The organism is Stenotrophomonas maltophilia group sp. vghtpe118 (assembly GCF_052605195.1).
In genome coordinates this window covers 2,578,438-2,602,468 of record NZ_CP199672.1, presented here as the reverse complement: position 1 = coordinate 2,602,468, position 24,031 = coordinate 2,578,438, and the positions used below count along the sequence as shown (strand labels likewise).

General features: G+C 67.7%; 20 protein-coding genes and 1 tRNA gene. 8 read left to right on the top strand and 13 right to left on the bottom strand.

All coding sequences use genetic code 11. The features are described from left to right. Positions 1-42: 42 nt before the first annotated feature. Positions 43-2,769, top strand: coding sequence for a bifunctional acetate--CoA ligase family protein/GNAT family N-acetyltransferase (locus ACUDTM_RS11905; RefSeq protein ID WP_088497005.1), 2,727 nt, complete (start codon positions 43-45; stop codon positions 2,767-2,769). Between the two features lie 55 nt (positions 2,770-2,824). Here ACUDTM_RS11905 and ACUDTM_RS11900 read toward each other — a convergent pair whose 3' ends face one another. Continuing rightward, on the bottom strand, positions 2,825-3,205 hold the full coding sequence (locus ACUDTM_RS11900) for a YbjQ family protein (protein WP_065185897.1): 381 nt from the start codon (positions 3,203-3,205) through the stop codon (positions 2,825-2,827). Between the two features lie 139 nt (positions 3,206-3,344). On the opposite strand from ACUDTM_RS11900, the gene ACUDTM_RS11895 reads away from it, so the two are divergent. After that, the gene (locus ACUDTM_RS11895) at positions 3,345-4,052 is read left to right on the top strand and encodes an alpha/beta fold hydrolase (RefSeq protein WP_072168050.1); all 708 of its coding nucleotides are present in this window, start codon (positions 3,345-3,347) and stop codon (positions 4,050-4,052) included. A 115-nt stretch (positions 4,053-4,167) separates the two neighbouring features. On the opposite strand, the gene dkgB is transcribed toward ACUDTM_RS11895, so the two are convergent. Next, a complete protein-coding gene (gene dkgB / locus ACUDTM_RS11890) occupies positions 4,168-4,977 on the bottom strand; it encodes a 2,5-didehydrogluconate reductase DkgB (protein WP_072168049.1) in 810 nt (269 codons plus the stop codon). Between the two features lie 246 nt (positions 4,978-5,223). Beyond that, the gene (locus tag ACUDTM_RS11885; protein WP_088497007.1) at positions 5,224-7,344 is read right to left on the bottom strand and encodes a methyl-accepting chemotaxis protein; all 2,121 of its coding nucleotides are present in this window, start codon (positions 7,342-7,344) and stop codon (positions 5,224-5,226) included. 183 nt (positions 7,345-7,527) lie between these two features. Here ACUDTM_RS11885 and ACUDTM_RS11880 point away from each other — a divergent pair, with 183 nt between their 5' ends. Beyond that, a complete protein-coding gene (locus tag ACUDTM_RS11880) occupies positions 7,528-7,983 on the top strand; it encodes an Rrf2 family transcriptional regulator (RefSeq protein WP_072168047.1) in 456 nt (151 codons plus the stop codon). Further along, a complete protein-coding gene (locus tag ACUDTM_RS11875; RefSeq protein ID WP_329953122.1) occupies positions 7,973-8,878 on the top strand; it encodes an NAD(P)/FAD-dependent oxidoreductase in 906 nt (301 codons plus the stop codon). The genes ACUDTM_RS11880 and ACUDTM_RS11875 overlap by 11 nt, the downstream gene beginning before the upstream one ends. 110 nt (positions 8,879-8,988) lie before the next feature. Here the strand turns inward: ACUDTM_RS11875 and ACUDTM_RS11870 are convergent, their stop codons facing one another. From ACUDTM_RS11870 to ACUDTM_RS11855, 4 genes are all read right to left on the bottom strand, one after another. Beyond that, complete coding sequence (locus ACUDTM_RS11870; protein WP_005420260.1) at positions 8,989-10,209, bottom strand: RtcB family protein; 1,221 nt, start codon at positions 10,207-10,209, stop codon at positions 8,989-8,991. 56 nt (positions 10,210-10,265) lie between these two features. Beyond that, complete coding sequence (locus ACUDTM_RS11865; protein ID WP_088497010.1) at positions 10,266-11,390, bottom strand: slipin family protein; 1,125 nt, start codon at positions 11,388-11,390, stop codon at positions 10,266-10,268. A gap of 357 nt (positions 11,391-11,747) precedes the next feature. Then, positions 11,748-11,818 (bottom strand) — tRNA-Gln (locus tag ACUDTM_RS11860). A gap of 649 nt (positions 11,819-12,467) precedes the next feature. Continuing rightward, complete coding sequence (locus ACUDTM_RS11855; protein ID WP_053496774.1) at positions 12,468-13,424, bottom strand: aldo/keto reductase; 957 nt, start codon at positions 13,422-13,424, stop codon at positions 12,468-12,470. Positions 13,425-13,593: 169 nt separating this feature from the next. Here ACUDTM_RS11855 and ACUDTM_RS11850 point away from each other — a divergent pair, with 169 nt between their 5' ends. Beyond that, the gene (locus ACUDTM_RS11850; protein ID WP_061478983.1) at positions 13,594-14,451 is read left to right on the top strand and encodes a class I SAM-dependent methyltransferase; all 858 of its coding nucleotides are present in this window, start codon (positions 13,594-13,596) and stop codon (positions 14,449-14,451) included. 242 nt (positions 14,452-14,693) lie between these two features. Next, positions 14,694-15,233: a pseudouridine synthase gene (locus ACUDTM_RS11845; RefSeq protein WP_072168044.1), complete on the top strand. Its 540-nt coding sequence runs from the start codon at positions 14,694-14,696 to the stop codon at positions 15,231-15,233. A gap of 94 nt (positions 15,234-15,327) precedes the next feature. On the opposite strand, the gene ACUDTM_RS11840 is transcribed toward ACUDTM_RS11845, so the two are convergent. Further along, complete coding sequence (locus tag ACUDTM_RS11840) at positions 15,328-15,702, bottom strand: hypothetical protein (RefSeq protein WP_061478985.1); 375 nt, start codon at positions 15,700-15,702, stop codon at positions 15,328-15,330. Positions 15,703-15,899: 197 nt separating this feature from the next. Beyond that, complete coding sequence (gene hrpB / locus ACUDTM_RS11835) at positions 15,900-18,404, bottom strand: ATP-dependent helicase HrpB (RefSeq protein WP_088497011.1); 2,505 nt, start codon at positions 18,402-18,404, stop codon at positions 15,900-15,902. A 67-nt stretch (positions 18,405-18,471) separates the two neighbouring features. Between hrpB and ACUDTM_RS11830 the strand changes: the two genes are divergently transcribed. Further along, on the top strand, positions 18,472-19,269 hold the full coding sequence (locus ACUDTM_RS11830) for a TatD family hydrolase (protein WP_445391334.1): 798 nt from the start codon (positions 18,472-18,474) through the stop codon (positions 19,267-19,269). Positions 19,270-19,347: 78 nt separating this feature from the next. Here the strand turns inward: ACUDTM_RS11830 and ACUDTM_RS11825 are convergent, their stop codons facing one another. From ACUDTM_RS11825 to ACUDTM_RS11810, 4 genes are all read right to left on the bottom strand, one after another. Further along, positions 19,348-20,274: an NAD-dependent epimerase/dehydratase family protein gene (locus ACUDTM_RS11825; protein ID WP_188241450.1), complete on the bottom strand. Its 927-nt coding sequence runs from the start codon at positions 20,272-20,274 to the stop codon at positions 19,348-19,350. Continuing rightward, positions 20,271-21,209 (bottom strand): 2-dehydropantoate 2-reductase, encoded by a 939-nt coding sequence (panE, locus tag ACUDTM_RS11820; protein WP_061478988.1) that lies wholly within the window; start codon positions 21,207-21,209, stop codon positions 20,271-20,273. Before panE ends, ACUDTM_RS11825 begins: the two co-directional genes overlap by 4 nt. Positions 21,210-21,369: 160 nt before the next feature. Continuing rightward, positions 21,370-22,161 carry an ABC transporter permease gene (locus tag ACUDTM_RS11815; protein ID WP_005420226.1) on the bottom strand — a complete coding sequence of 264 codons (792 nt, stop codon included), beginning with the start codon at positions 22,159-22,161 and terminating at the stop codon, positions 21,370-21,372. After that, positions 22,158-23,126: an ABC transporter ATP-binding protein gene (locus ACUDTM_RS11810; protein ID WP_072168040.1), complete on the bottom strand. Its 969-nt coding sequence runs from the start codon at positions 23,124-23,126 to the stop codon at positions 22,158-22,160. Before ACUDTM_RS11810 ends, ACUDTM_RS11815 begins: the two co-directional genes overlap by 4 nt. A gap of 84 nt (positions 23,127-23,210) precedes the next feature. On the opposite strand from ACUDTM_RS11810, the gene ACUDTM_RS11805 reads away from it, so the two are divergent. Continuing rightward, positions 23,211-23,960, top strand: a complete 750-nt coding sequence (locus tag ACUDTM_RS11805) for a ferredoxin--NADP reductase (protein ID WP_072168039.1) — start codon at positions 23,211-23,213, stop codon at positions 23,958-23,960. Positions 23,961-24,031 lie beyond the last annotated feature (71 nt).

Below are 24,031 nucleotides of genomic sequence, written 5' to 3'. Positions count from 1 at the left end.
GACTTAATCCCCTCCGTCCCCTTTTTTGGGTACCGTAGGCGCATGAGTACCTACCACCTGCAGTCTGTGTTCCGTCCGCAGTCGGTCGCGGTGATCGGCGGCAGTCCGCGTGAGCGTTCGGCCGGCCGCGCGGTGATGCGTAACCTGCGCGGCACCGGTTTCCCCGGCAAGGTGGCGTGGATCAACCCGCGGCATGCCGAAATCGATGGCATCCGCACGGTCAAGCGCTTGAAGGATCTGGACTGGGTACCGGACCTGGTCGTCATCACCGCACCGGCGGCGATCGTGCCGCAGGTGGTGCGTACCGCCGCCGAGCGCGGCGTGCAGGCGGCGATCATCCTCACCGCGCACCTGGGCGAAGGCCCGGGTTCGTTGTCCGCACAGGTAGAGGCGGTGGCGCGCAAGCATGGCCTGCGCATCCTCGGGCCGCACTGCCTGGGCGTGATCGCGCCGCACGCGCGACTGAATGCCAGTATCGCCGCACATTTCCCGCAGGCAGGCGACCTCGCGCTGATTTCCGAATCCTCGGCGATCGCCGCCGCGCTGGTGGAGTGGGGCGTGGCGCGCTCGGTCGGGTTCTCCGCCGTGGTCTCGCTGGGCGACACGATGGACGTCGACTTCGGCGACCTGCTCGATTACTTCGCCACCGACTACCGCACCCGCGCCATCCTGCTCTATGTCGAGCAGATCAAGGACGCGCGCAAATTCATGTCGGCCGCGCGTGCCGCCGCCCGCGCCAAGCCGGTGGTGGTGGTGAAGTCCGGCCGCGCCGAGCGCGTGCAGCCGGGCAGCCGCGACACCCATGTGCAGGCCCTGGCGCGTGCCGATGATGTGTACGGCGCGGCCTTCAACCGCGCCGGCCTGCTGCGCGTCGGCGCGCTGGACGAGCTGTTCACCGCCGCCGAATCGCTGGGGCGGCTGGGTACCTTCCCCGGTCGTCGCCTGGCCATTCTCAGCAATGGCGGTGGTGTCGGCCGCCTGGCCGTGGACCAGCTGATCGCGCTGCGTGGCACGCTGGCCACCCTGTCCGACAGCACGGTGCAGAAGCTCGATTCGGTATTGCCGCAGGGCTGGTCGCGCAGCAATCCGGTCGACATCGTGGTCGATGCCGATGGCGAGCGCTATGCCGCGGCCATCGAAGCGCTGCTGGCCGACAACGAGAACGACGCGGTGATGGTGGTCAACGTGCCAACCGCGTTCACCTCGTCCGCAGACGCTGCGCAGGCACTGACCCGCACGCTCGGCCTGCGCCCGCGCCATCATCGCGACAAGCCAGTGTTCGCGGTCTGGCTGGGCAACGATGACCAGGCCACCGCCACGCTCAACGCGGCGCGGGTGCCGACCTATCCGACCGAGGCGGAGGCAGTACGCGGCTTCCAGCATCTGGTGCGTTACCGCGAAGCGCAGAACGCCCTGATGGAAACGCCACCCAGCCTGCCGCAGGACTTCAATGTCGATGCGGCGGCCGCGCGAGCGTTGGTTGATGCTGCGCTGGCCAATGGTCAGCAGTGGTTGGACCCGCTGGCCACGCATGAGCTGCTCAAGGCCTACGGCATCCCGTCCGCGCCGGTGATGCACGCGCGTGATGCGCACGAGGCGATGGACCTGGCGCAGCCGCTGCTGGAACGCGGTGCCACGGTCGCGTTGAAGATCCTGTCACCGGACATCCCGCACAAGTCGGAAGTGGACGGCGTGCGCCTGAACCTGTCCACGCTGCCGGCGGTGCAGAGCGCGGCCAACGCGATCCTGTCGCGTGCGCGCCAGCTGCGGCCGGATGCGCGCATCGATGGCCTGCTGGTGCAGCCGACCATCGTCCGCCCGAAGGCGCGCGAACTGATTGTCGGCATCGCCGATGACGCGACGTTCGGCCCGGTGATCGTGGTCGGCCGTGGCGGCACCGCCGTCGAAGTGATCAACGACAAGGCGCTGGCCCTGCCGCCGCTGGACCTGCGCCTGGCCCACGAGCTGATCGGCCAGACCCGCGCTTCGCGCATCCTCAAGGCCTACGGCGATGTGCCCGCCGCCGACGAGCGCGCACTGGCGCTGGCGCTGGTCAAGCTGGCACAGCTGGCCGCCGATATTCCCGAAGTGCGCACGCTGGACATCAACCCGCTGCTGGTCGACAGCAAGGGCATCCTCGCCCTCGACGCGCGCGTGGCAGTGGCACCGTCGCGCATCCTGCACAAGGGCCGTGGCCATCCGCGCTTTTCGGTGTTTCCGTATCCGAAGGAGTGGGAGCGCACCATCGAACTGTCCGATGGCGGCCGGGCCTTCGTGCGCCCGGTGCGGCCGGAGGATGACGCGCTGTTCCGTGCGTTCTTCGCCCGTGTCAGCGACGAGGACCTGCGCCTGCGCTTCTTCCAGTCGGTGAAGCACTTCAGCCACGAATTCATCGCGCGCCTGACCCAGCTCGACTACGCGCGCTCGATCGCGCTGGTAGCGATCGAACCGCGCAGCGGCGAGATGCTGGGCGCAGTGCGCCTGCACGCCGATGCCGATTACCACCGTGGCGAGTACGGCATCCTGATCCGCTCGGACCTGAAGGGCCACGGCATCGGCTGGCGGCTGATGGCGATCATGATCGAGTACGCGAAGTGGCTGGGCCTGGACGTGGTCGAAGGCCAGGTGCTGCGCGAGAACAGCACCATGCTGGCGATGTGCCAGAGCCTGGGATTCAAGACCAGGCTGGACCCGGACGACCCGACGGTGATGATGGTGACCTTGCCGGTGCAGCAGGTCGAGGTGCCCGACGTGCCGCCGGTGGCGTAATTCCAGTAGAGCCGAGCCTACGCTCGGCTGCTTTTGCGTACGCTTGGCGGCTGCATCACCGCACCGGCTCTACCACCACCGCCGTGCCATAGCACAGCACTTCGGTCAGCCCGGTCATCACATCGGTGGCGTCGTAGCGCATGCCGATGATCGCGTTGGCACCCAGCTGCCGCGCGTGCTTGACCATGTCGCGGTAGGTTTCCTCGCGAGCCTGTTCGCACAGCTCGGTGTAGATGGTGATGTTGCCACCGAAGAGCGTCTGGATGCCGCCCAGGAAGTTGCCGACGATCGAACGCGAGCGCACGGTGATGCCGCGCACCACGCCGAGGTTGCGCACGACGCGATGGCCGGGCAGCTCGAAGGCGGTGGTGACCAGCGCATCGTCGAAGCGCAGTGCCGGCGGGGAAGGGGTGCCGCTGTTGTAGGGGTCTGCCATGGTCGCGTCCGTGTCGCTGCCTTCTGTAGAGTCGAGCCATGCTCGACGGGCTGTGCTGCAGTCGAGCATGGCGCGACTCTACAACGCAATCGCCCGTTGCGGCATGGTTCCGTCACCGTGCTGGCGCGACAATATCCCCATGACCGACCGTATCCCCCTGTTGCTGCTGCCCGGCCTGCTCAACGATGCCGAGCTGTGGCGCGCGCAGCTGGCCGACCTGGCCGATATCGCCGACTGCACCGTGGGCGACCAGACCCGTGGCGAGACCCTGCAGGCGGTGGCCGAAGACGTGCTGGCGCAGGCACCGGAGCGCTTTGCGCTGGCCGGGTTCTCGCTGGGCGGCTTCGTGGCCCAGCAGATCCTGCGCATCGCGCCGGAACGGGTGCTGCAGCTGGCGCTGATTGACACCTCGATCCACGCCGACTCGCCGGAGCGCGCCGAGCAGCGGCGCAGCCAGCGCGCCAGCGTGCGTCTGCCGGGGAAGTTCCACGGCTTCGGCGATGTGCTGATGCGCAGCTACATCGACGCCTCGCGGCTGGACGACTACGTGCTGGTGCAGCGCGTGCGCGACATGACCGCTCGCCTGGGCGCGGAAGTGTTCCTGCGCCAGAGCGCACTGGAACGCCGCGATGGCCATGATGTGCTGGCCGGTTACCGCGATCCGCTGCTGATCGTATGTGGCGCCAACGACCGCATTACGCCACTCGCGGTGAGCGAGGAAATGCACGCGATGGTGCCGCACTCGCAGCTGGTGGTGGTGCCCGATTGCGGGCACCTGGCGCCGATGGAGAAACCGGACGAGGTCAGTGCGGCAATGCGTCGGTGGTTGTTGCAGGGCAGGGGATGATCCCCGCGTTCTGGTAGGTGCCGACCTTGGTCGGCACGGCGTTTCATCGATCGGTCAGACGTCTGCGCCGACCAGGGTCGGCGTCTACCAGAGCAGTTGCGCGCCGTCGTTGGAATCAATCCCAGGCCGGCGCGATGCCTTCCGGGTTGGCCAGGCGATGGCCGCGGTCGAGCTTGGCGATCTGTCCCATGTCTTCGTCGGTCAGGCGGATCGCTGCCGCTTCCAGGTTGCTGGCCAGGTTCTCGCGCCTGGTCGAGGACGGAATGACCGAGAAGCCCTGCTGCAGCGCCCAGGCCAGCGCGACCTGCGCCGGCGTGGCCTGGTGGCGGCCGGCAATGGCCTGGATCACCGGGTCCTTGATTACCTCACCATAGGCCAGGCTCATGTAGGCGGTGATGTGGATGCCGTTGTCCTGCAGGAATTTCACCAGCAGGCGGTTCTGCAGGTACGGGTGGATCTCGATCTGGTTGGTGGCGATGGCGCCGGCACCCAGGATGCCGATCGCCTTGCGGGTCTGCGCGATGGTGAAGTTGGAGATGCCGATCTCCTTCGTCAGGCCCTGTGCCTTGGCCTCGGCCAGTGCGGTCAGGTACTCCTCCATCGGCACGTCGACCTTGTCGTTCGGCGACGGCCAGTGGATCAGCGTCAGGTCCACATGATCGGTGCGCAGCTTTTCCAGACTGGTACGCAGGCTGGCCAGCAGCGCTTCGCGCTTGAACTCGGTGATCCAGATCTTGGTGGTCAGGTAGATCTCATCGCGCGGCACGCCGGAATCGGCGATTGCCTGGCCGACTTCGGCTTCGTTGCCGTAGATCTGCGCGGTATCGATGGCGCGGTAGCCGACCTCCAGCGCGTTGCGCACGGAATCGATCACGGTCTGGTCTTTGAGGCGGAAAGTGCCAAGACCGAAGGCGGGGACTGTCATGAGGGGCTCCAGCAGTGGGGGAGGGAGACGGGACTATCCACGAAAGGGTAGGCCAGCGGCCGTGTGCATGCCGGCAACGGTGCATTGCACTGCCGTGTACGACCACAGGCCGTAATGAGTGCGGAACGTTGGTCCGCACTGTTCATGCCGCCACCCATGTAGCGTTGGACGCTGCCGGCCAGCGGCCGGCACTACCCCCGTCCGCGCTCCACGGTGGTGCCGGCCGCTGGCCGGCAACCGGATCACTCAGGCTGCGCGCGCCAACGCGTCCTTCGCTGTCGCCGTGGCCGACAGGTCGAACACATCCACCGCATCGATCAACCGGTTCGCCTGCTGTTCCAGGCTGCGCGCCGCGGCGCTGGCTTCTTCCACCAGCGCGGCGTTCTGCTGGGTGGTGCCGTCCATCTGGATCACCGTCTGGCTGACCTGTTCGATGCCTGCGCTCTGCTCCTGCGACGCCGCGGAGATCTCGGCCATGATGTCGGTCACGCGCTGCACCGAGGCGACGATCTCGGCCATGGTGTCACCGGCCTCGCGCACGCGCTGCGCACCCTCACCGACCTGTTCCACCGACGCCTCGATCAGCGATTTGATCTCCTTTGCCGCCGCCGCAGAGCGCTGCGCCAGGGTGCGCACTTCGCTGGCGACAACCGCGAATCCGCGGCCCTGCTCACCGGCGCGTGCCGCTTCCACCGCAGCGTTCAGCGCCAGGATGTTGGTCTGGAACGCGATGCCATCGATCACGCTGATGATCTCGGCGATCTGCCGCGACGACGTTTCGATCGCACCCATGGTCGCCACCACCTGCCCGACCACGCTGCCACCGTGTGAGGCGACACCCTGTGCACCGATCGCCAGCTGGTTGGCCTGGCGCGCGTGTTCGGCGTTCTGGCGCACGGTGGAGGTCAGCTCTTCCATGGATGCCGCGGTCTCTTCCAGATTGGCGGCCTGCTGCTCGGTACGGCGCGACAGGTCATTGTTGCCGGCGGCGATCTCCGCGGCGGCGGTGTGGATGTTGCCGGAGGCGTGCTTGATGTCGGTGACGATGGTCGCCAGCTGCGTGGCGGTGGTATTGGCATCGCCGGCGATACGCGCGAACACACCCTGGAAATCACCGTGCATGCGTGCACCGAGGCGGCCATCGGCGATCGCGCGCAGCATCGTCGAGACTTCGCCGAGGTTCAGTTCTGTGGTCTGCATCAGGCGGTTCAGGCCATCGACCATCGCGCGGAAGTCATGCTCGAAGCGCGCGCTGTCGCCGCGCTGGCTGAAGTCACCGGCGGCCGCCGCTTCGGCCAGGCGGCGGATTTCGCCGTTGATCGCCCCGAGGTTGTGCTTGACCGCATCCAGCGCTTCGGTGATCACTGCCTTCTCGCCGGGCAGGCGTTCCATGTCCTGGCTGAGGTCGCCGACGGCGTAGCGGCCCATGATCGAGATCGCGCGCATCTTCACCCGGATGTGCGCGTCGACCAGCGTGTTGCAGTCGGCCACCATGGTGCCGAACGCGCCCGGGAAGGCAGCGGCGTCCATGCGATGGCTGATGGTGCCGGCCTCGTGCGCCTGGGCCATCGCGGCCTGCGCATCCAGCACGCCGCGCAGCGTGGACTGCAACGCCTGCATCGCCTGGGCGAGGCGTCCGATCTCGTCGCGGCTGCGCACCTGTACCACGTGCTGCAGGTCGCCGGCAGCCACTGCGCGTGCAGCGGCTTCCACCGCCAGTACCGGCTGCACCACGGCGCGCCGCAGCCACCAGGACAGGCCGATCAGCAACAGCACGGCGGCCAGCACCGTCAGTGACGCGCACAGCAGCAGGGTCTGCCGCGCCTGCTGCGAACGTGCCGCCAGCGCCGCTTCGGCCACCTGCGTGGCATGCCTGCTCAATGCATCCAGTGCGGTCGCCACCGCGCGATCCTTGCCGCGCACGAGGGTGTCGCCGACGGCGGGATCGTAGCCGGCCGCGGCAAATGCCTGCAGCGCCGCGTGATAGTCCTGCTGCAGCTGCGCGTGCAGGCCGATGAACGCCTGCGCCAGTTCACGCGTGCGCGCGTCCGGGCTGGTCACCAGGCCCTTGGCCAGCCGTTCGACCAGGCGGCCTTCGTTGTCGAAGGCGTCCAGATGGCGCTGACGCAACGCGTCGTCGTGACCACGCAGCAGCACGTTCTTCCATTCCTGCACCTGGCCGCGGAACTCACGCTGCAGGCGTTCGGCGTCGCGGCTGTGCGCGACTTCGGGTGGAACCTCGGTGGACAACTTGAACCAGGCGGAGGCCAGGCCAGCCAGCGCGCACAGCAGGACCACGGCCAAGCCAACAGAAACCGCGCCGAGCAGCTTGGACTGCAGGCGCGGAGCACGGACAGACGCATTCATCGGGAAGCACTCTCGGGAAGGGGCAATGCGGTATCGACCCGCCAAGCTCCCGCTGAAGTGCGACGAACATCACATTAGCGTTTCGTTTAGTGATGTGAAGAAAGTGTTTCATAGGACAAATGTGTCCATATGGAACGAATACGGACCCTGGACAGGGGATATAAATGTAACTAATGTAGTTACATGAAATCCGCGAACCTGCTCTCTGACGCCCTGCATGTGATGGCGCACCTGGTCGGTCAGGACGGCCCGCGCACCTCCGAGCAGCTGGCGTCCTGCCTGCCGACCCATCCGGTGGTGATCCGCCGCCTGCTGGCGCAGCTGCACAGGGCGGGCCTGGTTCACAGCGCCCGTGGTCATGGCGGTGGCAGCCAGTTGGCCCGCGATGCCGCAGCCATCACCCTGCATGACGTCTACCTGGCGGTGGGCGCACCGTCGCTGGTGCAGGTCGGTACCCGTGATTCCGGCGGTGGCTGCCCGATCCAGCAGCTGGTCAACAGCGCTTTGCTGGAGGGTGCACGCGAAGCACAGCGCCTGCTCGAACAGCGCCTGCGGGCGACCACGCTGGACAAGCTCGGCGCCGACTTCGCCCGCCATCTCGCCCATCACCGTTCCCTGGAAGGTCACCATGAATCCTGATGTGCTCATCGTCGGCGGCAGCTATGCCGGCATTGCTGCGGGCCTGATCCTGGCCCGTGCCCGCCGCGCGGTCACCGTCATCGACGCCGGTTTGCCGCGCAATCGTTTCGCCAGCCATTCGCACGGGGTGCTGGGGCTGGATGGCATCAGCGGTGCCGAGCTGCTGAAGGCCGCGCGCCAGCAGCTGCTGGACTACCCCAGCGTGCGCTGGGTGCATGCCGAGGCCGTGCAGGCCAACGCCAGCGCAGAGGCCGTGGAAGTACGTACCGCCGATGGCCAGGTGCTGGCCGCGCGCAAGCTGCTGCTGGCCAGCGGCATCGCCGACCAGCTGCCGGCGCTGCCGGGTCTGGCCGAGCGCTGGGGCAGCACCGTGCTGCACTGCCCCTACTGCCACGGTTACGAAGTGGGTGGCGGCGCCATCGGCCTGCTTGGTGGCCATCCGATGTCCGCCAGCAAGGCGCCGCTGTTTGCCGACTGGGGCAATGTCACCTTCTTCAGCCAGGGCCTGCCGATCACCGATGAGGAACGGGCTGCCATGCAGCAGCGCGGCGTGCAGATCGAGACGTCACCGGTGCTGCGCGTGCAGGGCGACCAGCCGACCTGGCTGGAGGTGGAGCTGGCCGACGGCCGCCGCATCGCCCAGCGGGCGCTGTTCGTGCCGGCCACCCAGGTGATGGCCACGCCGCTGGTGCAGCAGCTGGGCTGCACATTGGCCGAGAGCCCGCTGGGCGAGCTGATCGAGGTCGACATGATGAAGCAGACCTCGGTGCCGAACGTGTATGCCGCAGGCGATGCGACGACGGTCGGCAACATCACCCTGGCCATGGCCGAAGGCGTGCGCGCGGGCATCGGCGTGCACCACGCGCTGGTGGCCGAAGACAGCGTCGTGCGCTGAACGTTGCACAGGTAGAGGCCGACCCTGGTCGGCGCCGTTCCATCCACGCATGGCGTGGATCTACTGCAATTGGGTGCGGTGGGTGCCGGCCTTGGCCGGCACCGCCCCATTTACCCCTTCACGCACAACACCTGGCGCAGGGTGTGCACCACGTCGACCAGGTCCAGCTGCGCGGCCATCACATCGTCGATCGACTTGTACGCGGCCGGTGACTCGTCCAGCACGCCGCTGTCCTTGCGGCATTCCACATGCGCGGTGGCCTCGCGGTGCTGGGCCAGCGTGATCTGCTGGCGCGCGGCGCCACGGCTCATCACCCGGCCGGCACCGTGACTGCAGCTGTGGAAGCTGTCCGCGTTGCCCTTGCCACGCACGATGTAGCTGCGCGTGCCCATGCTGCCGGGAATGATACCCAGCTCACCCTCGCGGGCACTGACGGCCCCCTTGCGCGTCACCAGCAGCTCCTGCCCGTGGTGCGTTTCCTTCTGCACGTAGTTGTGGTGGCAGTTCACTGCCATCGCCGCCAGCTGGAACTTCGGCAGCCGGTGGCGCATCTCGGCCAGCACGCGCGACATCATCGCCTCGCGGTTCTGCCGGGCGTAGTCCTGCGCCCACGACACGGCTTCGACGTAGTCATCGAACAGCGGCTCGCCTTCCATGAAGAACGCCAGGTCCTTGTCCGGCAGGTGGAAGCCGAGCACGCGCCGGGCCAGTTCCTCGCGCGCCTTCTCGATGAAGTAGGTACCGATCAGGTTGCCGGTGCCGCGCGACCCGCTGTGCAGCATCACCCACACCGTGTCGGTCTCGTCCAGGCACAGTTCGATGAAGTGGTTGCCACCACCCAGCGTCCCGAGCTGGCGGTCGAGCTTGTCGGTACGGATCCTGCGGTGCCTGTCCTTGATCTTCTCCAGGCCGGCGGCCAGCCCGGACTGCACCAGCCGGGTATGGATGCTGTCGGGCATGCGCTGATGCTCGCCGCCGCGCCCGTTGCCGACCGGGATGCTGCGCTCGATGCTGTTGCGCAGCTGCCGCAGGTCATCGGGCAGGTCGTTGGCGCGCAGCGTGGTGCGCACGGCCGCCATGCCGCAGCCGATGTCGACGCCGACTGCGGCCGGGATGATCGCACCGCGGGTCGGGATCACCGAGCCGACGGTCGCGCCCTTGCCCAGGTGCACGTCCGGCATCACCGCCACCCACGGCCCGACGAATGGGATCGCGGCGATGTTGCGCAGCTGCTCATGCGCCTGCGCTTCCAGTGGCACGCCGTTGACCCAGCCCTTGATCGGCGTGCTGCCCTCGGCATGCAGCCATTGATAATTGTGTTGAGTGTCCATGTCTTCGTGTATGTCCTTGATGGGCCGGCGGCGCGTCCCTGCGCCACCGCGACCCCCTACCTGATCGTCACCAGCTGCTTCAGCACGCCGTCCAGGCCGCCGAACACGGTGAGCGTGTCGATCTTCTCGGTGACCTTCTCCAGCGCCTCCAGCTCCTTCAAGCGCATCAGCACCGGGTTGTCCTCGATCAGCTTTGCGGTGTTGAGCTGCGAACGGGTGGCATTGGCCTCCTCGCGGCGGCGGATCACGCTGGCCTGGGCCTGCTTCTCGGCCAGCACCACGCCGTTGAGGATCTCCTTCATCTCGCCCGGCAGGATCACGTCCTTGATGCCCACGCCAAGCAGACGTACACCGTGGCCCTCGATCGCCGCCTGCACATGGGCAGCGATCTCACCGTCCAGTGCTGCCTTGTCGCCCAGCAGCTCGTCCAGGCTGCGCGCGGCAATCGCCTGGCGCAGGCCGAACTGCAGCTGCCGGTAGACAAACTCATCGGCATTGCTGAGCGTGCGGTGTGCCCGCACCGGGTCGACCACCTGCACGGTCGCGGCCAGGTTCACCCGCAGGGTCACCTTGTCGCGGCTGAGCAGCTCCTGGCCGGACACGTCCAGCGACCGCGCACGCAGCTCCACACGCTCCACCGACACGTTGCCGTTGAAGTTCCAGAACGCGTGCAGGCCGGCGTCCAGCGTCTGCCGCAGCGTGCCATCGATGAACAGCAGGCCCACCGACTCGCTCGGCACGCTGCTGATCACCGCCACACGCGGCAGCACGCCCAGCTGGCCCAGGCGCTGCTGCACGTCCGCCGGAATGCGCGGCTCGTCACCCAGCGCCATCACGCGCACCTGGGTGTCGACCGAACCGCGCCAGTACAGGCGACGGCTGCCCGGCGGCAGCACTTCATCGATGCGGCCATTGCGCAGCAACAGGCCAACTTCGCTGGCGCCGACGTTGGCCAGCACGAAGTGCGTCTCCAACTGCGCGCCCAGTGCTTCGATCAGGCTGTCCTGGTCGCTGCCGGTGTAGGCCGCGCCCTTCGATGCGGTGTGGATGTCCACCTGCGGGCGGCCGCCGAACGGCGACAGGCGGTGCACGCCCGGCAGCAGGATCTGCTGGAAACGACGGTTGCGATACACCAGGCCGCGCTCGCCGTCGCCGATCACGACCTTGATGGTCCAGAACATGGGAGTCTCTCCTTGTATGGCTCTGGTGGTTCGACCCGTTGCGGATGAATCACCATGACCCGGGTCGATCAGGTCGTGGCAAGGCCGCCTGCACACCACGTGCAGGCAGCGGAAGAGGGCGGCCATCGGCGGACGGTCCGCGCGCGGAGCCTTCGGTGCACCGGCAGTGCTGCCATCGTCGTTCCCGGCAGGCAGCACCGGGGCGGAACGTGGCTGGCAGTGACGGCGGGCCGAGGCCCGGCGTGCGGTCCGCTGCCTTCCACGCCCCCGCCCGAAGGCAGTGACCGTGGACGGCGACGATGGCCGCTGGGGCTTGCGCCCCGGGTGTTGCTTCAATTCATGACGTGACAGGTCATGTGGTTGGAGTGGGAGTCGAACCCACGACAGACGGAATCAGGATCCGTTGCTCTACCCGACTGAGCTATCCAGTGGTGAACCGCGCGGAATCGAACCGCGTACCGGCGAACCGGCGCCTGCCTCCAGCAGGCGATCCAGGCGATGGCTTGTCCGCGACCTCCGGCATACGCCACGGCAACGCCGCGCGCACCAGCCCGTGGTGGAAACGGGACCGTTGGAGAATCGAGGGTGCAGGCCACCGACATTATCGGCGAGCGATAATGTTTGGCTGCAATGCAGATAATGTCCAGGCGTTGCCGTGCACGCGGAGAAAATCCTCCGGCGCGGCAGAAAAACCTGGATCAGTGAGCGGCGGGTTGCCGCGCGGGGTGCAGTTCTGGCATCGCGGGTCCTTGTGCCGACGCAAACGAAAACGCCCCCGGGACTTGCGTTCCGAGGGCGTCGTCAGGCCTCGGAGATCGGGGTGGCCGATCTCCGCAGGGCGGGTATCAGGCCGTTGTCAGCTGGTCTTCCTTGCCGAACGCGCGCGCCGGCCGGTCCATGCGCAGGCATGGCAGCAGTTTGGCGATGGCGACGGAATGCGCGTTCAAGGGAAGTTTCCAGTGGGTGTTGAAACGAGGTGCGCACGATAAACCACGATTTAGTCGCGTGCAACCATTTTGTTGAATTATTTTCTTCGATGTACGTGTCATGCCGGCCAGCGGCCGGCACAACCGGGTCTCATGATTCGGCGCTGGCGGCATCCAGCTGCGCGACATCCTGCACGCTCAGCGATACGTTGGCTGCGGCCAGCAGGTCGTGCAGCTGTTCGACGCTGGTAGCGCTGACGATCGGCGCGGTGATCGACGGCCGCGCGATCTGCCAGGCCAGTGCGATCTGCGCAGCGCTGGCGCTGTGCTTGCTGGCTACGTCATCCAGCGCCTGCAGGATGCGCAGGCCGCGCGGGTTCAGATAGCGCTTCACCACCGTCTCGCCACGTGCCGGGCTCTTGGCTGCATCGGCCGGCGTGCGGTACTTGCCACTGAGGAAGCCACTGGCCAGCGCGTAGTAGCCGATCACGCCGATCTGCTCGCGCTGCACCAGCGGTTCCAGTTCCTTTTCGTAGCCGGCGCGGTCATACAGGTTGTACTCCGGTTGCAGGGTTTCGTAACGCGGCAACTTGTAGTCGGTGGACACCTTCAGCGCATCGGCCAGGCGCGTGGCGCTGTAGTTGGAAGCACCGATCGCACGCACCTTGCCGGCCTCGATCAGGCGGCCGAACGCGGCCAGCGTGGCTTCCAGCGGCGTCGACTCGTCATCCTCGTGGGCCTGGTACAGATCGATCACGTCGGTCTGCAGCCGGCGCAGCGAATCCTCGACCGCCGCATTGATGTTGTCCGGGGTCAGGCCGGGGCGTTCGGCCCACTTGGCCACCTTGGTCGCCAGCACCACCTTGTCGCGCTTGCCGCTGCGGGCGAACCACTTGCCGATCAGCGTTTCCGATTCCCCGCCCGAATTGCCCGGCACCCAGGCCGAGTAAACGTCGGCGGTGTCGACCAGGTTGAAGCCGGCATCGACGAAGGCATCGAGCAGGGCGAAGCTGGCCTTCTCATCGGCGCTCCAGCCGAACACGTTGCCACCGAAGGCGAGCGGACGTACATGCAGGCCGGAACGGCCCAGTTCGCGGGTTGCCGTCATGGGCACGGACTCCTTGGGGGAAGTGTTCCAGAATAGAACGCGATGTGTGACCGTGCTGCGGCGACGACCACAAAACAGTGTTCCGCGACGCGCACGCCGCTAACGTTTTGTGAACACCTGGGACGCTGCGACTGCTAGTCTCGCCGCATCTTCCGCTGGAGTCGTCCCGATGATGCCTGCTTCGTCCCTGCGTGGTTGCCGACTGCTGCTTGCTTCGGCCCTGCTTGCTGCTGTTCCCGCGTTCGCCGCACCGGCCACGGTGGCACCGGCGAAGATCGAGGTCTTGCCGGCCATCGACGCGGCGGTGAAGGCGCCCACCCGCGATGCCAACAACGTCAAGCGCGATGGCTTCCGCCATCCGGCGCAGACGCTGTCGTTCTTCAAGGTAGCGCCGGAAAAGACCGTCATCGAGATCACCCCCGGCAACGGATGGTATTCGGAAATCCTGGCGCCGCTGCTGCATGACAAGGGCCACTACGTCGCTGCGGTGGTCGATCCGATGGCGGTGCCCGAAGGCCGTGGCCGTGACTACCAGCAGCGCAGCCGCGACAGCCTGGAAAAGAAGTACGCCGGTGCACCCGCGCAGTTCGGCAAGACCGCCGTGGTCGCCTACGATCCGGCCAAGCCGGTGTTCGGCCCGGCCAATTCAGCCGACGTGGTGCTGACCTTCCGCAACGTGCACAACTGGCGCAAGGCCGGCCAGGCGCAGGGCATGTTCCAGGGCTTCTTCAACGTGCTCAAGCCGGGTGGCGTGCTGGGCGTGGTCGAGCATCGCGCCAAGACCGACGTGGCCGACGACGATGACACCGGCTATGTCGGCCAGCAGCAGGTGATCGCGATGGCCGAGGCCGCCGGTTTCAAGCTGGACGCGCGCAGCGAGGTCAACGCCAACCCGCGCGACACCAAGGACCACCCCAATGGCGTGTGGACGCTGCCCCCGACCAACCAGCACGACAAGGCCGATGATGCGAAGTACCAGGCGATCGGCGAAAGCGACCGCATGACCCTGCGTTTCATCAAGCCGTAAGCCGGCACGCCCTGTTGCCAGCGCGGAGTGCCCCGTAGAGCCGAGCCGATGCTCGGCTCATTGCGCGCAGCGCGACGGAGTACAACAGCAGCCGAGCGCGGGCAATGCCGGCCGTCCTGACCGGCACCCTTCGGACCGTCGCACGCGACGTTGGCAGCGGCTCCTGCCGCTGCCTCCGGTTCTACAGTTGCCTGGGCGCGAGGCGTGGGACAATGCCCCACCCGCCGCCCGCCGTGCCTGCAATGCTGATCGCCTTCAACAAGCCCTTCAACGTGCTCTGCCAGTTCACCGACCGCAGCGTGCCGCCGCGGCCGACCCTGGCCGGGTTCGGCCTGCCGCCGCGCGTGTACGCCGCTGGCCGGCTCGACCATGACAGCGAGGGCCTGCTGCTGCTGACCGACAACGGCACGCTGGCGCACAAGCTCACCGACCCCAGGCACAAGGCCGACAAGACCTACTGGGTGCAGGTGGAAGGCACGCCCAGTGACGAGCAGCTGCAACAGCTGCGCGACGGCGTGGTACTCAACGATGGGCCGACCCTGCCGGCGAAGATCGAGCGCCTCGATCCAGCACCATTGCTGTGGACGCGCGATCCGCCGGTACGCTTCCGCAAGACCGTGCCGGACAGCTGGTTGGCGATCACGATCCGCGAAGGCCGCAACCGCCAGGTGCGGCGGATGACAGCGGCAGTGAACCTGCCGACGTTGCGGCTGGTGCGGGTGTCGATGGGACCGTACCGGCTGGAGGACCTGCAGCCCGGACAGTGGCGGCAGATCGGTTGAAACAGAAAGGGCCGGAGGCCTCTCGGCATCCGGCCCTCATGGAGTGCCTTGGGGTCAGAGCCCTTCCTGTGGAAGGGATCCGACCCCGGCAGGCTCAGGCGTCGCTGCCGATATCGCTGTGCTCGTCCACGACGGTGTCGTTGCGGCGGTCACGCGCGCTGATGCGCTGCGCCTGCCCATTCACCACATGGCCATTGGCAGCCTTCTTCTTCTGCTGCTTGCGGTACAGCGCATAGCCGAGCAGGCCGACACCCACCGCAGCAGCGGCCACGGCCACGGCCGGATTGCGGCGCACGAACTTGGTGGCGACCTTGCCGCCGGTCTTCACTGCGCCGAGGGCGGCGCCGGTCTTGATCCAATCCGCGTTGCGCAGGCTGCCACCGGCGCTCTTCAGGCCATCGCCAGCGGTGTGGGCCAGCTCCAGGGCGCGCTCCAGAGCGCGGTCGGTGATTACGGTCAGCTTGCTCATGCGGGGGTCCTTTGCCTCGGGTCGAAGTCCAGTGTCGCGCGTTGCCCGTAAACGGTATGTCAGTCGGGGACGCACGTGGTGTGACTCTACCGCAGCCATTCAGGATCAGGCAGGGTCCCAAACCGGTAGCCGGCCGCTGGCCGGCAGTCCCGGGCACCCTGTGGAATGCATTGCCGGCCAGCGGCCGGCACTACCCGTCAGGTTCCACGCGGCTTGGCGCGGTGCGTGGCTGTCGCGGTCCACGGATCGTCCGGCCACGGATGGCGCGGGTAACGGCCCTTCATTTCCTTTTTCACTTCGGCGTAGGTGTTTTCCCAGAAGTTGCGCAGGTCCTGGGTGACCTGCAGCGGGCGGCCGCCGGGGGAGAGCAGGTGCAGGGTCAGCGGCACGCGGCCATCGGCGATGCGCGGCGTGTCGGCCAGGCCGAACAGTTCCTGCAGTTTCACCGCCAGCACTGGCGGCAGCGGATCACCACTCTCGCTGTCCAACGCGTAGGTGATCGGCCGCTCCAGCCCGGACGGCACGGTGATGCGGGTCGGCGCATTGCGCTCGACCAGCTGCCGTTGTGACCATTCCAGCGGCGACTTCAGTGCCTCGCCGAAACTGGCCTCATCCAGCGCGTCCAAGCGGCTCTTGCCGGCGAACGCGGGTTGCAGCCACTGCGTGAGATTGGCCAGCAGGGCCGCGTCGCTGCAGTCGGGCAGGTCCAGCTCCGGCATCCAGCGCCGCAGTGACTCGACGCGCGCCTGCCACTGGCGCAGGCCCTCGGTCCACGGCAGCGCCTGCAGACCGAGTTCAGCCACCGCGTCGGTCAGTGCCTGCGCGGCGTGCTGCGGATCGACCCGGCCGGCCGAGCGGCTGTCCAGCACGATGCGGTCGAAACGGGTCTCGCGCAGCGCCACCAGGGCGCGTCGTTCGCTGTCCCAGCGCACCACGTCTTCAGTGACGAAGCGCTCCGGCCACGCCTTGCGCAGCCGATCCTCGTCCACCGGTGCGGCGCGCAGCAGCAGTGCATCGCGCGCCTCGAAGCGCAGTTCGCTGGCCACCAGCCACGGCTCACCGCGCAGGTCGCTCAGCTCGTGCAGGCGCGCGCTGCGGCCATTGGCCAGCAGGTAGCGCAGAGGATCGCTGGGATGCTGGAAGCCAATCCGGTCAGGGAAGGCATGAGCGAGCAGGTCGCCCAGCTCATGGGCCTCGATGCTGGCCGGCGGCGTGGCTTCGCAGCGCAGGCGGCTACGCCACTGCTTGGCGGCGGCATCGATCGCGGCCAGCCCGCTGCGGTTGGCATCGCCCGGTGTGCGGCCATTGCGGAACGCGGCCAGTGCGCGCCAGCGGGCCGCCAGCGCGTCGCCGCCCTGGCGCAACGGGTCGCGCGCCTCCAGCAGCGCGGCCAGGTCGGCAGCCAGCGCCTGGGCGCGGGCATCGGGCGCTGCCAGCAGCATCGCCGCCATCCGTGGATGCGTGCCCAGCGCCAGCACACGCCGGCCCAGTTCGGTGATCGCGCCACTGCTGGACAGGGCGCCGAGCCGCTGCAGCAGTTCGCGCGCGGCACCCATCGGGCCGGCCGGTGGCGGATCGAGGAAGCGCAGATCGCTGCTGCCCCAGGCCGCCAGCTCCAGTGCCAGTCCGGCCAGTTCCACCTGGTCGATCTCGGCGCGGCGCTGCGGTTCCAGCCGCTGCGACTGTGGCCACAGCCGCCAGGCCACGCCCTCGGCGACGCGGCCGGCGCGGCCCGCGCGCTGGTCGGCCGATGCCTGCGCGATGGCCACCACGTCCAGCCGGGTGAAACCACTGTTGGGGTCGTAGCGCGGTTCGCGTGCCTGGCCGCTGTCGATCACCACGCGCACGCCGGGCAACGTCACCGACGACTCGGCGACGTTGGTCGCCAGCACCACGCGCCGGCGGCCATCGCTGGCCACCTGAAGTACGCGCGCCTGTTGTTCCACCGGCAGTTCACCGTGCAGCGCCAGGACCTCGACATCGCCATTGAGCGATTCCTGCAGGCCCGCCTGCACCCGCGCGATCTCGCGCTGGCCGGGCAGGAACACCAGCAGGTCACCGGGGTGCTGGGCCAGGGCCTGCTGCACCGCGCGGCGCACCTGCAGTTCCAGCGCCTCATCGCGGCGCGCCGGGAAATGGCTGATCGCCACCGGGTAGCTGCGGCCCTCGCTGCTCAGCCGCGGCGCATCGAGAAAACGTGCCAGCCGCTCGCCGTCCAGCGTGGCCGACATCACCACCAGGCGCAGGTCATCGCGCAGCTGCGCCTGCACATCCAGCGCCAGCGCCAGGCCGAGGTCGCCGCTGAGATGGCGCTCGTGGAATTCGTCGAACAGGATCGCACCGACCTCTTCCAGCATCGGGTCGTCCTGCAGCACGCGGGTCAGGATGCCTTCGGTGACGACCTCGATGCGCGTGCGCGCCGAAACCTTGTTTTCGAAGCGGATGCGGTAGCCGACCGTGCCACCGACCTCCTCGCCCAGCTGCCGCGCCATGAACAGCGCGGCGCTGCGGGCTGCGACCCGCCGTGGTTCCAGCAGGATGATCTTGCGGCCCTGCAGCCACGGTGCGTCGAGCAGTGCCAGTGGCACCTGGGTGGTCTTGCCGGCACCGGGCGGGGCCTCCAGCACCAGTCGCTGATGCGCGGCCAGATGTTGCTGGATCTGCGGCAGCAGCGGGGAAATCGGGAAGAGCGGGGCGTTCATGTGCAAAGGATAAGGGGGCACGGCGGGCGCAGGTACAATGCGCGGGCACTTTTCCCCCGCGATGACCATGCACCTGATCGATATCGGCGCCAACCTGACCCACGACTCCTTCGACCGCGACCGCGATGCCGTGCTGGACCGCGCGCGCCAGGCCGGCGTGGTGCAGATGGTCATCACCGGCGCCAGCCGCGAGCACTCGCCGCTGGCGTTGCAGCTGGCCCAGCAGCACCCCGGCTTCCTGTACGCCACCGCCGGCGTGCACCCGCACCACGCGGTGGAATACACCGAGGAATGCGATGCCGAGATGCGCGCGCTGCACGCGCATCCGGAAGTGGTGGCGGTGGGGGAGTGCGGGCTGGACTACTTCCGTGACTTCTCGCCGCGCCCGGCCCAGCACCGCGCGTTCGAGCGCCAGCTGCAGCTGGCGGCAGACAACGGCAAGCCACTGTTCCTGCACCAGCGTGATGCGCATGCCGACTTCATGGCACAGATGAAGAACTTCGAAGGTCGCATCGGTCCGGCGGTGGTGCATTGCTTCACCGGCGAACGCGGTGAGCTGTTCGATTACCTGGACCAGGATTGGTACATCGGCATCACCGGCTGGCTGTGCGACGAGCGCCGTGGCGCGCACCTGCGCGAACTGGTGAAGAACATCCCGGCCAACCGCCTGATGATCGAGACCGACGCGCCGTACCTGCTGCCGCGCACGCTGAAGCCGATGCCGAAGGACCGGCGCAACGAGCCGATGTTCCTGTCGCACATCGTGGAAGAGCTGGCACGTGACCGTGGCGAGGACGTTGCGGTGACCGCGGCCAATGCCACGGCGGCCGCCCGCGCGTTCTTCCACCTGCCCGACGCGGGTTGATCCGTAGAGCCGAGCCCATGCTCGGCTTATCGCGCGCAGCGCGAAAGACGCAAAGAGCAGCCGAGCATGGGCTCGGCTCTACAAAGCGCTGTCCGGTAGCGCCGGGCCATGCCCGGCGAGCGAAGCGGCAAGGTCCGTCAGGCCTTCACGGTAACTCGGGAAGCGCGGCTGCCACCCCAGCGCTTCACGCGTGCCACGGCTGTCGATGCGCTTGTTGCTCTCGTAGAAGCGCCGCAGCGTCGGGCTCAGTACCGGGTCATCCCAGGCCACGGCGAGCGGCAGCGCAAACCCGCCCAGCTTCGCGGCGAAGGCCAGCACATCCTGCGGCGGCGCCGGTTCGTCGTCGCTGGGCAGGTAGAGACCCTGCCGGGCCGGGCGCCGCATTGCGGCGATGATGACGGTTGCCAGGTCATCCACGTGCAGTCGGTTGAACACCTGGCCCGGGCGAACCACGTGGCGCGCACGCCCCTGCGCCAACTGCACCAGCGCATTGCGACCCGGCCCGTACAGGCCGGGCAGGCGGAATACCGCCGAGGCGATGCCGCGTTGTCCGGCCAGTGCGCGCCACTGGGCTTCCGCGAGCAGGCGCTGCACGCCAGCCGCTTCAGTGGCGTCGGCCGCGCTGCGCTCGTCGATCCAACCGCCGGCGCGGTCGGCATACACCGAGGTCGACGACAGATAGCCGACCCAGCGCAATGCCGGGCTGGCCTGCAGCGCGGGCAGCAGCAGGCGCAGTGCCGGGTCGCCCTCCGCGTCGGGCGGCACGCTGCACAGCACGGCATCGGCCTGCGCGATCACATCGAGCAGGGCAGGCGACGGTGGCGTGTCGGCGTGCAGCTGATGCCGTGGCAGGCCATCGTCCGGCGCGAACGAGGGATCGCGCACCGTGCCGGCCACGCCTATGCCGTGCGCCTGCAGCTGCGCGGCCAGCACGCGTCCGCTCCAGCCCAGCCCGAGAATCAGTACCCGCGCGGGCAATGGGCTGGCCTGCAAGGCGGGACTCACGCGACCCGCAGTGCCTGGTAGGCCTGCAGACTGCTGTAGGCAACCTGCAGCAGCAGGGCTTCCTGATCAGCCCTGCGCGCACGCACCAGCATGTCGCCAACAATCTGTTCGGCCTCCACCTGCTGGCCGGCCTCCAGATCACGCAGCATCGAGGCCTTCAACGCCGAGCCGGCCTGGGTCAGCGTGCCGCGCGCAGTGTCCTGCGCTGCCTCCGGAACCGGTTCACCGGCGGCTTCGGCGACGGCCAGGCACTCGTCGTAAAGGCCACGTACGATCGCCTCGCCATCATCGGTGGCGACGATGGTGCCGATATCCGCACGCAGCAGGCAGGTGGCTGCGGCCAGCGCGGTCAGGAAGGTGTACTTGATCCACTGTTCCTGGCCGATACGTTCGCTGGCAAGGTGATCAAGGTTGGCCTTCGCGCAGACCGCAGCCAAGGCGCGCACGCGCGCGGAGATCGCGCCGCCGTCGCGCTCGCCGAAGGTGAGCTTGGCCGGCTTGCCCAGATGCAGCACCGCGCCATCGGGCGCCTTGGTGGCGCTGATGAAGCACAGGCCGCCGAGCACCGCGTCGCGGCCAAAGCGCATATCCAGTGCGTTGTAGTGGTGCAGACCGTTGAGGATCGGCAGCACGGTGGTGTTCGCTCCGACTGCCGGGGCGATGGCATCGATCGAACTGTCCAGGTCGTAGGCCTTGCAGCTGAGGATGACCAGATCGAAGGGCTTCTGCGCGGCCAGTGCGGGCAGTGCATCAGCAGTGACGTGCTGAACCGGGAAACGCGCATCACCCAGTGGGCTGCGGATGACCAGGCCATCATGGTCCAGCTGCGCGGCGCGCGCGGGGCGCACGAGGAAGGTCACGTCCACGCCGGCCTGGGCCAGGCGGCCACCGAAGTAACCGCCGGTACCGCCGGCGCCGAGGATCAGGATGCGCATTGCACGTTCACCGTTTTCTGGGGGGGAATCAGAACTGCGATTGTGCCGGAGATTGCAGGCAAAAAAGAGCCGAGCATAGGCTCGGCTCTACAGACTGCTGCATCCACGCATGGCGTGGATCTGGTGTTGCCGGCCAGCGGCCGGCACTACCACGCAGGTCTCAGCTGCGCATGCCCACACCACGGCGCAGCAGCCACAGGGCCAGCGCCGTCAGCACCACCACGAAACCGATCATCAGGCCGTAGGCCACCGGCAGCGGCACATCGCTGCTACCCAGCAGGCCATAGCGGAACGCGTTGACCATGTAGAAGATCGGGTTCGCGTGCGTGGCCGCTTCGGCCCAGCCCGGCAGCAGCTTCACCGAATAGAACACGCCACCCAGGTAGGTCAGCGGGGTCAGGATGAAGGTCGGCACGATCGCCACGTCATCGAACTTCTTCGCATACACCGCATTGATGAATCCGGCCAGCGAGAAGATCGTCGCGCCGAGGATCACCGTGGTCAGCATCACGATCGGATGCGGGATTCGCACCGGGGTGAAGAACATCGCGATGATCAGCACGATCACGCCGACCATCAGGCCGCGCAGCACGGCACCGGCCACGTAGCCCCACAGGATCACCCAGTTCGGCATCGGGCTGACCAGCAGTTCTTCGACGTGGCGGCCGAACTTGGCACCGAAGAACGAGGAACTGATGTTGCCGTAGCTGTTCTGGATCACGCTCATCATCACCAGGCCCGGCACGATGAACTGCATGTAGGTGTAGCCGCCCATGTCACCCACGCGCGACCCGATCAGGTTGCCGAAGATCAGGAAGTACAGGGTCATGGTGATCGCCGGCGGCACCAGGGTCTGGCCCCAGATGCGCATGATGCGGGCGACTTCGCGGCGCACGATGGTCATCAGCGCGATGCGGTTGCGCTGGCCGTCGGTCAGCTCGGTGGTGCTCATGCGGGCTTCTCCATGTTGCCGGTGAGGCGCACGAACAGCTCCTCCAGGCGGTTGCTCTTGGTACGCATCGAACGCACGCGGATACCCGCCTCGTTCAGCGTGGCGAACACGCGGTTGAGGTCCATCGCGCGTGGCATGTCGATGTCCAGCGTGTGCGGATCCGGCGCGGTCAGCGTCGCGCCCTCGATCACCGGCAGCTGCGCCGGCAGGTCACCGTCGATGTCCAGCAGGAAGCCTTCCACGTCCAGCTTGGCCAGCAGGGTGCGCATCGGCCCCTGCTCGACGATCTGGCCATGGTTGATGATCGCCAGGTGGCGGCACAGGTACTCGGCCTCTTCCAGGTAGTGGGTGGTGAGGATGATCGTGGTGCCGGCACCGTTGATCTCCTTCAGCACGCGCCACATGTCGCGGCGGATCTCGATGTCCACGCCGGCGGTGGGTTCGTCCAGGATCAGCAGCCGCGGGCGGGTCATCATCGCGCGGGCGATCATCAGCCGGCGCTTCATGCCGCCGGACAGCGTGCGGCTCATCACCTGCGCCTTTTCCCACAGGTGCGCGCGCTTCAGTTCTTCTTCGGCGCGCTGCTCGGCTTCCTCGCGCGGCACGCCGTAGAAACCGGCGTAGTTCACCAGGATGTCGAAGGGCTTTTCGAACAGGTTGAAATTGATTTCCTGCGGCACCAGGCCGATCAGGCGCATGGTGGCGCTGCGGTTCCGCACCAGGTCGCTGCCGAACACTTCCACCTGGCCCTCGCTGAGGTTGACCAGGGAGCTGATGATGCCGATCAGGGTCGACTTGCCCGCCCCGTTGGGGCCGAGCAGGGCGAAGAAGTCGCCCGGGGCCACTTCCAGGGAAACGCCCTTCAGGGCCTGGGTGCCGTTGTCATAGGTCTTGCGCAGGTCGCGCACGCGCAGGGCGGGCGCCGTATCGTTCTGGGATGCCAAGCTCGAAGCCTTCGCGCCCATGGGCTGGCGCTGGAGAGGGGCGGGGAGGGGCTATTATAGAAGACCCCGAGGGCTTGCCCCGGCTACACACTGTCCCGAAAAGTCGTGCCTGTTCAATTCCCCCTCAAGCTGGTCGGCTGCCGCATGCTGGCCCCGACCGTCGGCCATTACCAGTTCGTGCGTGACGATGGGCAGCCGCTGGATTTCCAGCCCGGCCAGTTCATCCAGGTCCATTTCAGCTACGCCGACGGCACCGAAACCAAGCGCAGCTACTCGCTGGCGACCATCCACGACCATGCGCTGGGCCCGGGCGAGGCGGTGGACATCGCGGTCAGTTTCGTGCCCGGCGGCGCCGCCACGGCCCTGTTCGAGGCGCTGGAGCAGGGCAGCCAGATCAGTGCGTCCGGCCCCTATGGCCGGTTCTGCCTGAATCCCGGTGACCACAACGCCCGTTACCTGCTGATCGCCACCGGTACCGGTGTTACCCCGTACCGCTCCATGCTGCCGCTGCTGGAGAAGGCCATGGCCGAACGCGGCGTGCAGATCGTGCTGCTGCAGGGCGCGCGCAGCCCGGGCGAGCTGCTGTACAGCGAAGATTTCTACAGCTTCGCCGAAAAGCACGCGAACTTCCGCTATGTTCCGTGCCTGTCGCGTGAACTCCCGGCTGATCCGCACCCGGACGTACAGCACGGCTACGTGCAGCAGGCGCTGGCCGGCTTCACGCCGGACCCGGCCACCGACATCGCCTACCTGTGCGGCAACCCGGACATGGTCGATGCCTGCGCCGAGCTGCTGAAGGCCGCCGGCCTGGGCAACCCGCAGATCCGCCGCGAGAAGTACGTCAGCAGCAAGTAGGCGGGGCGTGCCGGCCGCTGGCCGGCAACCCCGCGAACCGGAGGCGGCACCCTGCCGCCCCCGGTGCCTGC